At 59.2% G+C, this 10,732-nt stretch carries 8 protein-coding genes and 1 tRNA gene; 6 read left to right on the forward strand and 3 right to left on the reverse strand.

Translation table 11 applies throughout. The features are described 5' to 3' along the window. From FW764_RS02250 to FW764_RS02275, 6 genes are all read left to right on the forward strand, one after another. Positions 1 to 69 (forward strand) — tRNA-Lys (locus FW764_RS02250). Between the two features lie 18 nt (positions 70 to 87). Then, positions 88 to 1,746 carry a 5'-methylthioadenosine/S-adenosylhomocysteine nucleosidase family protein gene (locus FW764_RS02255; protein WP_446432552.1) on the forward strand — a complete coding sequence of 553 codons (1,659 nt, stop codon included), beginning with the start codon at positions 88 to 90 and terminating at the stop codon, positions 1,744 to 1,746. 347 nt (positions 1,747 to 2,093) lie between these two features. Beyond that, entirely contained in the window at positions 2,094 to 2,393 is a 300-nt protein-coding gene (locus FW764_RS02260; RefSeq protein ID WP_446432553.1) for a DUF6124 family protein, read from the forward strand. A gap of 173 nt (positions 2,394 to 2,566) precedes the next feature. Next, on the forward strand, positions 2,567 to 3,808 hold the full coding sequence (locus FW764_RS02265; RefSeq protein WP_446432554.1) for an exonuclease SbcCD subunit D C-terminal domain-containing protein: 1,242 nt from the start codon (positions 2,567 to 2,569) through the stop codon (positions 3,806 to 3,808). After that, complete coding sequence (locus tag FW764_RS02270; RefSeq protein WP_446432555.1) at positions 3,805 to 7,443, forward strand: AAA family ATPase; 3,639 nt, start codon at positions 3,805 to 3,807, stop codon at positions 7,441 to 7,443. The genes FW764_RS02265 and FW764_RS02270 overlap by 4 nt, the downstream gene beginning before the upstream one ends. Beyond that, positions 7,440 to 8,039, forward strand: coding sequence for a glutathione S-transferase (locus FW764_RS02275; RefSeq protein ID WP_446432556.1), 600 nt, complete (start codon positions 7,440 to 7,442; stop codon positions 8,037 to 8,039). The genes FW764_RS02270 and FW764_RS02275 overlap by 4 nt, the downstream gene beginning before the upstream one ends. A gap of 63 nt (positions 8,040 to 8,102) precedes the next feature. Here FW764_RS02275 and FW764_RS02280 read toward each other — a convergent pair whose 3' ends face one another. From FW764_RS02280 to FW764_RS02290, 3 genes are all read right to left on the reverse strand, one after another. Continuing rightward, positions 8,103 to 8,282, reverse strand: coding sequence for a hypothetical protein (locus tag FW764_RS02280; RefSeq protein WP_135310086.1), 180 nt, complete (start codon positions 8,280 to 8,282; stop codon positions 8,103 to 8,105). A 155-nt stretch (positions 8,283 to 8,437) separates the two neighbouring features. Next, entirely contained in the window at positions 8,438 to 9,613 is a 1,176-nt protein-coding gene (locus FW764_RS02285; protein WP_446432557.1) for a lactonase family protein, read from the reverse strand. Next, positions 9,600 to 9,896 (reverse strand): DUF5629 family protein, encoded by a 297-nt coding sequence (locus FW764_RS02290; protein WP_446432558.1) that lies wholly within the window; start codon positions 9,894 to 9,896, stop codon positions 9,600 to 9,602. The genes FW764_RS02285 and FW764_RS02290 overlap by 14 nt, the downstream gene beginning before the upstream one ends. Positions 9,897 to 10,732 lie beyond the last annotated feature (836 nt).

Below are 10,732 nucleotides of genomic sequence, written 5' to 3' on the forward strand. Positions count from 1 at the left end.
GGCCGGGCTTGAAGGTTCAAGGGCTGAGCTTTGCTCAGCGTCGGCAGGTTCGATTCCTGCTCCCGGCCGCCCAATTCAGGAGAGCTCATGAGTTACCGGGTCACGCTTCAATGGGGGTTTGCGATTGAGATGACCTCCTCAGGCCTGGCGACGCTGAGTAACTCCAACCTGCTGTTCAACCAAAGAGGCGGCAAGCGTTTTCTTAGAAGCATCGGCGGGCGCATCAGAACGAGTTACGCGCCTGTTGTGCTCGAGCCTACGGATGTTTTTTATGCGACGTTAAAAAAGTTGCAGACAACATTGAACTTCAGCGGCAAGAAACTTCCGTATGATCTCGAGTCTCTCCGGACCGATATGCCGGGGCGGCTCAACATCAATTTCCACCTATTCGGCAAACTTCTATTTCTCAACTTCATCCTGTCTGAATTTGAAATTGCGGGTGGCTGCGATTTCAGCGAACTTCAGAAAGTCGAGAACTACCCCGATCTTGAAAAGTTGTTTCGCTACGTATTAGCGATTGCCAGTACCTACGACCATCGTGCAGAACCCCTGGGCAACCTCCCCAGGTACTACCCCGCCATTCGTATCGTGTCTTTAGAGGATGACCCGGCTGATTGGCGTCGCCGGATGGCCGTCTTGGTGTCAAGACACCCACTGATGCTGGATCGCGTAGCGGACACCGTGCTGGAGAAAAACGACCCTCATCAGGTAGATCAGTCGTTATTACTGATTGATAAGCAGGGCGTCGTTGCTTATGTGCCTGCCTACGCATCGGCTGCGGCAGCTGGAAATTTGCAACGCTTCGCCAATGCCATCGCCATGCTCGAGTTTGCGGTTATGCTGCAGTTCCAACTGAAAAAACGCGTAGCGCTGCCCGAGGACGCCCTACGGCTGATCACCTCACCGCATGCCGCAATTGCCGACAGCGTCTCTGCGCAAAAGGCTTGGGAACTGGTTAATGCCGAATTCAAGCTTGTGAACGAATTAGAACATGCACCTCAAAAAGGACCTGAGATGGCGTCGCAACGATTACTAATAGTGACTGTTACTTCCGTAGAGAGCCGAGCTGTTCTATCAGCCTTCGCGACAAAAACCGGCCAACTCGCAAGAAATCATAAAGTCGACAAACATGTTTACAAGCAACTGGGTGTCGTCGCCGGGTTTGAGTGTTTTTTAGCGACCTCTGACATGGGTTCAGGCGGTGCAAGTGGCTCGCAAATGTCAATCCAGAAAGCGATCAGCGAAATCAAACCAGAGACCGTCATCATGGTCGGCATCGCGTTTGGCATCGATGATACTCAATACGCCATTGGAGACATTCTCGTCGCCAAGCAGTTACAGATGTATGACCTGCAACGCGTGAGCAAGGACGGCAACATCACCCTGCGCGGTGACAAGGCCTCAGCATCCTCTGCACCGCTAAACTGGTTACGTAATGCCGAAATGACTTGGCCCGAAGACTCCGGAAAAGTTAAGGCCGGCCTGATGTTGAGCGGCGATAAATTAATCGACAACTTGAATTATCGGACAGCACTCACCACTCTCGCACCGGAAGCCCTGGGAGGCGAAATGGAGGGCGCAGGGCTGTATGTAGCTTGCCAAGAGGCTCGAGTAGATTGGCTGTTGATCAAAGCCATTTGCGATTGGGCAGATGGCGATAAGGGCGACAATAAAACAGTTAATCAGCAGATTGCGGCAACAGCGGCAGCTAACTTTGTTGTACACATGCTCAGCTCCACTGCTTGAGACCGACGCACACGGCCTGATCGACATGCATTGTTAAAGGCCAGCAATCCATATCTCTTTAATTTGCGGGAAGTTTCCTAGACAATCCTTCAGCCTTGCGCCTGCTCAGTCCATTGGCTAGCCTTCGCTCCGTCGCTGCATATCAGCGATCAGGGGTGAGATCCTGTGATGTGATTAGGTGCCAAGTGCCACAACCGCGAGCAACATGCTCTATGGCGGCTGTGTGCGGGCAGACTTCGGTCTGACCGGGTGCTCCTGACCGGCAATCTCACCCCGCACATAGCTGCCACCTTTTGACGAGTGAGATCGGCAAAAGAATGGCTCCAGACCTTTCAGGAGTTTCATTCATGAACAAAATCGTCCCAGACCCACCCCGCTTCACCCCCGACCGCGAAATCTTCGAGCGCGCCCTGAGCCACTACCTACAACCCGACTCACCGCCGGCTTTCTCCGCACATCACGACCTCAGCTTCGAAGACGCTCTCGCCCAACTCTGCGACCTGTTGCGCTGCGCAGCCGCCACCGCAGCTGCCTCCTCCCAAGGGCTGTCCGCCGACCAACACCACCTGGCCGGCGCCACCGAGCACTTGATCAACAGCGCCAGAACCCTCGCCGAGCGCGCGCTGGACTGCCTGCACGCCGCATAACCCCTGTGGGCGCTGGCTTGCCTGCGATGGCATCACCTCGGTGTGACTGAAAGACCGAGGTGCCTGTATCGCAGGCAAGCCAGCTCCCCCATTTGATCTGGCTCGTCCGCGGGCACTGTGTGGGCTTTTACAGGTAAACTCCCCTCCTTTTCATCTTCTCCACGGAGTTCGCCTTGCGTCTGTTTCACACCTCCGACTGGCACCTTGGCCAAAACCTGCATGGCCAGGAACGCGACTTCGAACACGCCTGTTTTCTCGAGTGGCTGCTGGGCCAACTAAAAGCCGAGCAGCCAGATGCGCTGCTGATCGCGGGCGATATCTTCGACACGGTCAACCCGCCGCTCAAGGCCCAGGAGCGTCTGTATGACTTCATCATCAGCGCCCACGAACAAAACCCGACACTCACGATTGTGATGATCGCCGGCAACCACGACTCCGGTTCACGTATCGAGCTGCCGGCGCCACTGATGCGCCGCCTGCGCACGCATGCCTTGGGCCGCGTACTGTGGCTGGATGACGGCCAACTGGATGTCGATCGTTTGCTGATTCCGTTGCCCGACGCCAAAGGCAAAATCGCCGCGTGGTGCCTGGCGCTGCCATTCTTGCGCCCGGCGGAAGTCACCGGCGCGCACTTGGGGGATGATTACCTGCGCGGCATCGGCCAAGTGCATGAGTGGCTGATCGCCGCCGCCAACGCCAAGCGCAAAAAGGGCCAGGCGCTGATTGCCATCAGCCATGCGCATATGGCGGGTGGCTCGGTATCGGAAGACTCCGAGCGCAGCCTGATCATCGGCAATGCCGAGGCGCTGCCCGCCAGCCTGTTCGATAACAGCGTGAGTTATGTGGCCCTCGGCCATTTGCACAAGCCGCAGCGCGTGAATGGCGAGGACAGGATTCGCTACAGTGGCTCGCCGATTCCCTTGTCGTTTTCCGAAATCGGCTACAAACATCAGATTCTCGATGTGACCTTTCAGGGCCAACGCCTGGTGAATGTCGAGCCGCGCCTGATCCCGCGTTCGGTCAACCTGCAACGCCTGGAAGCCGCGCCGCTGGCGGATATCCTAAAGCAGTTGGCGGATCTGCCCGACATCGACCTGCTCGCCGAAACCCAACGCCACCCATGGCTGGAAGTGCGCGTGCGCCTCGACGAACCGCAGCCGGACCTGCGCCAGCAAATCGAAGCCGCCCTGCAAGGCAAAGCCGTGCGCCTGGTGCGCATCGCCGCCGAATACGCGGGTAACCGCGGCAGCGACAACACGGACGACGAGCGCCTGATCGAACTCGACCAGCTCACGCCCCAGGAGCTGTTCAGCCGCGCCTGGCAGGACAGCTACGGCAGCGAAGTGGATGAACAGACGTTGAAGGATTTCGCCGTGCTGCTCCAGGAAGTGCAACAGGAGGGCGAACAACCATGAAGATCCTCGCCATCCGCCTGAAAAACCTCGCCTCCCTGGCGGGCCCGTTTGAAATCGACTTCACCGCCGAGCCGCTGGCCAGCGCCGGGTTGTTCGCCATCACCGGGCCGACCGGCGCGGGTAAAAGCACCCTGCTCGATGCCTTGTGCCTGGCGCTGTTTGGCGCAGTACCGCGCTTGGGCGATACCGGCCAGGCGAAGATGCCGGATGCCGATAGCGATATTTCCATCGGCGACCCGCGCACGCTGCTGCGGCGCGGCACCGGCGGCGGTTATGCCGAGGTGGATTTTGTCGGCGTCAGTGGCCGCCGCTACCGTGCACGCTGGGAGGCCAACCGCGCGCGCGACAAGGCCAGCGGCAAGTTGCAGAACAGCAGGCAAAGCCTGATCGACCTCGACAGCGACCAACTGCTGGCCAGCCAGAAGACCGAATACAAAACCCAGCTGGAACTCGCGCTGGGCTTGAATTTCGAGCAGTTCACCCGTGCGGTGTTGCTGGCGCAAAGTGAATTCAGCGCGTTCCTCAAGGCCAACGACAATGAGCGCAGCGAGTTGCTGGAAAAGCTCACCGACACCGCGCTCTACACCCAGCTTGGCCGCCGCGCCTTCGACAAGGCCAAGGACGCCAAGGACGCGCACAAACAACTGCAGGACCAAGCCACTGGCGTGGTGCCCCTGGCTCCCGAAGCCCGCGCCGAGCTTGATCAACAGCTGGCCGAGGCGCAGCAGCAGCTCAAAACCCAACAGGCCCAGCTCAAACAGCTGGAGCTGCAGCACACGTGGCTCAAGGAACTGCGCGAATGGCAGGAGCGCCAGCTCAGCGCCGTCGAACAACTGCAACACGCCCAGCAGCATTCGGACGGCCAAGACGCGCAGCGCCAGGATTTGCGCCGTCTGGAGCAATTGGCGCCGCAACGCCATTACTTCGCTCGCCAAGCTGAACTCGGCACGCTGCTCGCACCGCTGGCGGCGCAGATTCAGTTGCACATCGAACAGCAAGGCACGCTGCACAGTCGCCAGGATCAGGCCCATCAGCAACAGGTCGCGGCTCAGACTGCATTAGCGGATGCGCTTAAAGCTCAGAGCGATGCCGGGCCGCTATTACGCCAAGCCTTCGAAGAACAAAGCACCCTCGCCCACCTGACCAAGGACCTGGCCAAACGCACCGAAGACAAGCAGCAACACGAAACGGCTTGCGCTGAAGGCCAGACCTTGTTGAAGGGTTTGCAGGACACGCACAGCCAAGTCGCCGAGCGCCTGCAGCGCCTGGCCGCCGAACTTGAGCGCAGCGCCGCCCTGGCGCCGTTGAGCGATGCCTGGGGCGCCTACCGCGACCGCCTGCAACAGTTGATGTTGATCGGCAATCGCGTGAACAAGGGCCAAAGCGAACTGCCGCAGCTCGAACAGCGCGCCACCGCCGCTGCCGAGACCTTTACCCAGCAACGCGACGCGTTGGACCTGCTGTATCAGGAAGCCGGCGCCGAGCCACACGCCGTCGCCGAACAGATTCAACTGCTCGCAAGCCTCCTGCAGGACAATCGCAAGCAGCACCGCGCCGTTGAAGACCTCACGCGCCTGTGGGATAACCAACAGCAGCTGGATCAACAGGCCGCCAGCCTGACACAAAAGCTCGCGAACGCGCAGCAGCAACGCGAACAACTGAACCACGCCGGCCTGCAAACCAAGGCCGAACTGACAGTCGCCGAACAAACCCTGACGGTGACCAAGCAGTTGCTGGAACGCCAGCGCCTGGCGCGCAGTGCCAGCGTGGAGGAATTGCGCGAGCAGTTGCAGGATGACCAACCCTGCCCGGTGTGCGGCAGCCATGAGCACCCGTATCACCAGCCTGAAGCCCTGCTGCAAAGCCTCGGTCGGCATGACGAAAACGAAGAAGCCTCGGCACAGAAAGCCGTCGACCTGCTCAAGGAAAAACTCACCGAGCTGCGTGGCGAAGTGGGCGGCTTGATCGCCCAGCAGAAGGAATTCCTGCAACAGCAGGAGCAACTGGCGACGCAGCAACAAGCGCTCAAACCGAGCCTGGATGCGCACCCGCTGGCCGCCTCGCTGTTCAATCAAGACGCCGCCAAGCGCAGCACCTGGCTGGCCCAGCAACTGGCGCAGTTGACGCAAAGCATTACCCAGGACGAACAACGCCAAGGCGCACTGCTCAACCTGCAGCAAAATGCCGGGCGTTTGCAGCAGCAACTGCAAGCCGCCCAGGACGCAAGTCAGCAAGCCCGTCAATTGCTGGCGGACCAGCAGCGCGAGCTGTCCAGCGACCGTGAGCGCCTTGACGAAGAACTCAAGGCCTTCGCCAACCTGGTGCCCGCCGAGACCATCGACGGTTTGCGCCGCGAACCGGCCGCGACCTTTATGCAGCTGGATCAGCACGTCAGCCAACGTCTTGAGCAGCTTGGCCACCAACGTGATGAACTGGCTGAGCAGCAAGAGCGCCAGCAGGCCATCGAGAAAGAACAGACCCACCAGCAACATCGCCAACAGCAACTGGACGCCTTGCACCTGCAAGTTGCCGAGTTGGCCACGCAGCAACAGGCTGCCCAGGAAAAACTCACGGCGCTGCTGGGCGATCACATAAGCGCCGAACAGTGGCAACAGCACTTGGATCAGGCTGTCGCGCAGTCACGCCAGAGCGAGAGCGACGCCAATCAACAACTGCAAGCCATCCACAACGCCCTGATCCAATTGGCCGCCGACCTCAAGGCCCAGCAGGAACGCCAACTGGCTCTGACCACCGAGCAGCAAAGCCTCGACGAGCGTTTGGGGGAATGGCGCGCCTTGCGCCCGGAACTGGATGATGACGGGCTCACGCGCTTGCTGGCCTTGGATGACAGCCACATCAGCGAACTGCGCCAGCAACTGCAACTCAGCGAAAAAGCCGTTGAGCAGGCCAAGGTGCTGCTGCAGGAGCGCGAGCAACGTCTTGCCGAGCACCAGGCTTTGCACAACGGCAACCTGGATGCCGAGCAACTCGATAGCACGTTGGCCGCGCTCAACCAGCAATTCGCCGAGGGCGAAAAACACTGCGCTGAACTGCGCGCGCGCCAGGCCGAAGACCAGCGTCGTCAGGACGCCAACCATGCGCTGGCCGACCAGATCACTAAGGCTTATGAAGAGTGGCAGCGCTGGGCGCGCCTGAATGCGCTGATCGGCTCGGCCACCGGCGATACCTTCCGCAAGATCGCCCAGGCCTACAACCTCGACTTGCTGGTGCACCACGCCAACGTGCAACTGCGCCAATTGGTGCGCCGCTACCGCCTCAAACGCGGCGGCAGCATGCTTGGGCTGTTGGTGATGGACACGGAAATGGGCGATGAACTGCGCTCGGTACACTCGTTATCCGGTGGCGAAACCTTTCTGGTGTCGCTGGCGCTGGCCTTGGGCCTGGCGTCGATGGCGTCCAGCACGTTGAAGATTGAGTCGCTGTTTATCGACGAAGGTTTTGGCAGCCTTGATCCCGAGTCGCTGCAATTGGCGATGGACGCGTTGGACGGTTTGCAGGCCCAGGGCCGCAAGGTGGCGGTGATTTCCCACGTGCAGGACATGCACGAGCGCATCCCGGTGCAGATCCAGGTCAAGCGCCAGGGCAATGGCCTGAGCACCTTGGAGGTCAAGTGAGCGAGACGCTGCTGTATTCGTTTCGGCGCTGTCCGTATGCGATGCGGGCGCGCTTGGCCTTGCGCTATTCAGGCGTGATCGTGCAGATCGTCGAGGTCAGTCTGAAAGCCAAGCCGCCCGAAATGCTGGCGCTGTCGCCCAAGGGCACGGTGCCGGTATTGAGCACGGATGGCCGCGTTATCGAGCAAAGCCTGGACATCATGCAATGGGCACTGGCGCAGCATGATCCTGAGAATTGGTTGCTGCACGGTGACCCAAAGGTGCTGGCGTTGATCACCGAGAATGATCAGGTGTTCAAACATCAATTGGATCGATACAAGTATGCTGATCGCTACCCGCAGCAGCCGATGGAACATTATCGGGCCGAGGGCGAGGTATTTTTGCAGAAGCTGGAGGGTTTGCTGGCGCACCGGGCGTTTTTGCTGGCTGACCATTTGAGCCTGGCGGATGTGGCACTGGCGCCGTTTGTGCGGCAGTTTGCGCACGTGGATCGGGAATGGTTTGCCAGCACGCCGTATCAGCAGCTGCAAGCTTGGCTGCAGCGCTTTGTGGAATCGCCTCTGTTTATGGCAGTGATGGCAAAACCCGCAAGCTAGACGCCAATCAAAATGTGAGAGCGGGTGTGCTCGTTCTCACATTTGATCTGCGTTGCCTGGCACTCAGTGCTGGGCTTTGTGATCGAGTGCGGCGTAGAAGTTGGCGCTTTGTTGCAGGTATTTCTGAGTGTAGGCGCTGGTGCTGGATTTTTTGCCGGCAACGTCGACGCTGGCAGCGGCGGGTAATGCCACGGTGGCGGAAACGGCGGAAGCGGCAATGATGGAGAAGAGGTTCAAGTTCATGTCGGTAACCCTTGTGTTCGTTTGATTGAGTGGCCGGGAAGGCCTTGGAACCAAACTTACGCCCGAGGGCCGAACCTTAGAAATGCTTTGAAACAGTAGCCGCTATTAATACAATTAATACCAAGTTACAGGCCCCGCACTGCGGGGCCTGTGGTTTATTGACGCACCAGGAACTTGAGGTCGCTGGGGGCATCGATCGGCAATTTCTGCACGGTTTTACCCAGCAGGCCAGTTTTCGGATCGCGTTCGACCACTACGATTTCATTGCTTTTCTGGTTGGCGATCAGCAGGAATTTGCCGCTGGGGTCGAGGCTGAACTCACGCGGATGGTCGCCTTCCACGGAGCGGCGCTGCAGTTCCTTAAGGTGTGCAGTGGCCGGGTCGATGCTGAATACCAGTATCTGGTTAGCGGTGCCACGGTTGCTTACGTAGAGAAACTTGCCATCACTTGACGCGTGCACCGCGGCGCCAGCTTTGTCGGACACCGGTTGCCCGGCGGCGAACTCCACAAGCTGGGTTTGAGTGAGCTTGCCGTCGTTGTAATCGAACACCGCGACCTGTGCGCTCATCTCAGTGGTCAGCCAGGCATGCTTGCCATCAGCGCTGAACAGCAAGTGACGCGGGCCGCTGCCCGGTGGCGCCTGCACGAAGGCTGGGTCGGCCGGGGTAAATGGCAATTCATGGTTGGCCTCGGGATCGTAGCGGTAGGCAAATACCTTGTCGGCCCCCAGGTCCTGCACAAACACGTATTGGCCGTCAGGCGATGACACCACCGAATGCACATGGTTGGAGGCCTGGCGCTCAGGGTTCACACGGCTGGACGGGTGCCCGCTGAGTTGCACCGGCGCCGACAGCTTGCCGTTGGCGTCAACCGGCAATACCGCGAGGCTACCGCCCGGATCCTCCAGTACCGAATAGTTGGCGACAAACAGGTAACGGCCGTCAACGGCGAGGCTGGAGTGGGTTGGCTCATTGCCCAGGCTCTGCACTTGGTTGATCAGGCTGAGCTGATGATTCTGCGGGTCAATGCTGTAGCTGCTGACGCGGCCGACCGGGTCTTTTTGGCCCGGGCCGTTCTCGTTGACCACAAACAGGTGCTTCTGATCTTTGGAGATCGTCAGCCACGATGGGTTGGCCGCCTTCGCCGCCAGCACGGGCTTGCCGCTGAACTGACCCGTACGGCTGTCGAATTGCAGGCGATAAATACCTTCGCTGGTGCCGGCCGTGTAACTGCCCACCAGCAGGTCATAAGTGTCAACCTGCGCGGCTTGCACCGACATCGCACCGACACTGCCTGCCATCAGCAGAGGCCAGAATTTACGCATCATCATCCGCTTCACCCTCATCGTTATTGTTGCCGGTGACGCCGCTCATGCAGACCAGGCGATGCTCGCCCGAGTCGCCGGTTAGGATCCAGCTTTGCAGAGGTTGGTCAAAGACTGCAGCGTTGACTTGCTCCAGGCTGAAGCTCCAGCGCTTTTCGGCACGACCGTCCATGCAAGTGATCAGTAACTTCTGGTCATCCTGGCTGAAATCGAATGTGTGCAGCCCATCAATTTCGACCATCTGGCAGTCTTTAAAAGCGTCGAGCAAGGTCGCGGTGTCGGCAGTCATAACCATCAATCATCAAGAGGAAAGACCTCATGATAGGTCAAATTGTTGCATCGGCCTAAGGCTCTGCCGTCAACCCTGCGCTGCGTTTACATGCAGCCATAATTGCCGCGCCCTACCCAGACGTGCGCATCATCAACAGTTGCCGCAGATAAACCCTCAGCTGAAACAGCTGATTACCCATTTTCCATTTCACTGAAAAGCGCTGGTCGTTAGTTTCCCGCTCACCTGTTCACATCACGCGCCCAGGACCAAATCCGGACGGCGAGCACACTTTCTACGACAAGGAAGCGATACGATGATCCATGGAAACCACTCTCCCGGACTTTTCAACAGCGCTTTGCGCCCCGTACTGCCACTTCGCCCGACCCGCCAACCGGTCGAAGCGTCCGTAGCGACTCTCGACGCCCATACCAAGCCTGCGCCCCAGAAAGCGCTGGACGAACCGGTACAAAGACGCACGCGTGAAGCCGTACTGACCGCAGCCCGGTTATCTGCGGTGCCTGCTGTTTCTTCGTCCCAACCCAATACCGCGTCGAGCTTATCCAATATCACCGCCAACGCGGTCGCCCATCAATTCGCCGGGCGCCCCACACTACGCACGGTAATATCGGGCTTGCTCAGCGACGCCATCAAAAAACTGTACCCCACCCTGGTTTTCAACCCCGAACACACATCGTTGGCCGCACCGTTCTCAAGCAACCCACCACAATACCGCTTGACCCCTTTGGTGGATGTGGCCCTGAAGCACTTGACCACCGACGGCGAACTGGACTTTACCGACAAGCACTCACTGGCATGCACGTTGATCGATCAAACCACGGGCCATCGGCTCAAGC

The organism is Pseudomonas sp. 1152_12 (assembly GCF_052850675.1).

Bases quoted from the DNA above. Each gene is read 5' to 3' on its own strand.
- FW764_RS02255 (WP_446432552.1), top strand. From the start codon at position 88: ATGAGTTACCGGGTCACGCTTCAATGGGGGTTTGCGATTGAGATGACC.
- FW764_RS02260 (WP_446432553.1), top strand. From the start codon at position 2,094: ATGAACAAAATCGTCCCAGACCCACCCCGCTTCACCCCCGACCGCGAA.
- FW764_RS02270 (WP_446432555.1), top strand. From the start codon at position 3,805: ATGAAGATCCTCGCCATCCGCCTGAAAAACCTCGCCTCCCTGGCGGGC.
- FW764_RS02280 (WP_135310086.1), bottom strand. From the start codon at position 8,282: ATGAACTTGAACCTCTTCTCCATCATTGCCGCTTCCGCCGTTTCCGCC.
- FW764_RS02285 (WP_446432557.1), bottom strand. From the start codon at position 9,613: ATGATGATGCGTAAATTCTGGCCTCTGCTGATGGCAGGCAGTGTCGGT.
- FW764_RS02290 (WP_446432558.1), bottom strand. From the start codon at position 9,896: ATGACTGCCGACACCGCGACCTTGCTCGACGCTTTTAAAGACTGCCAG.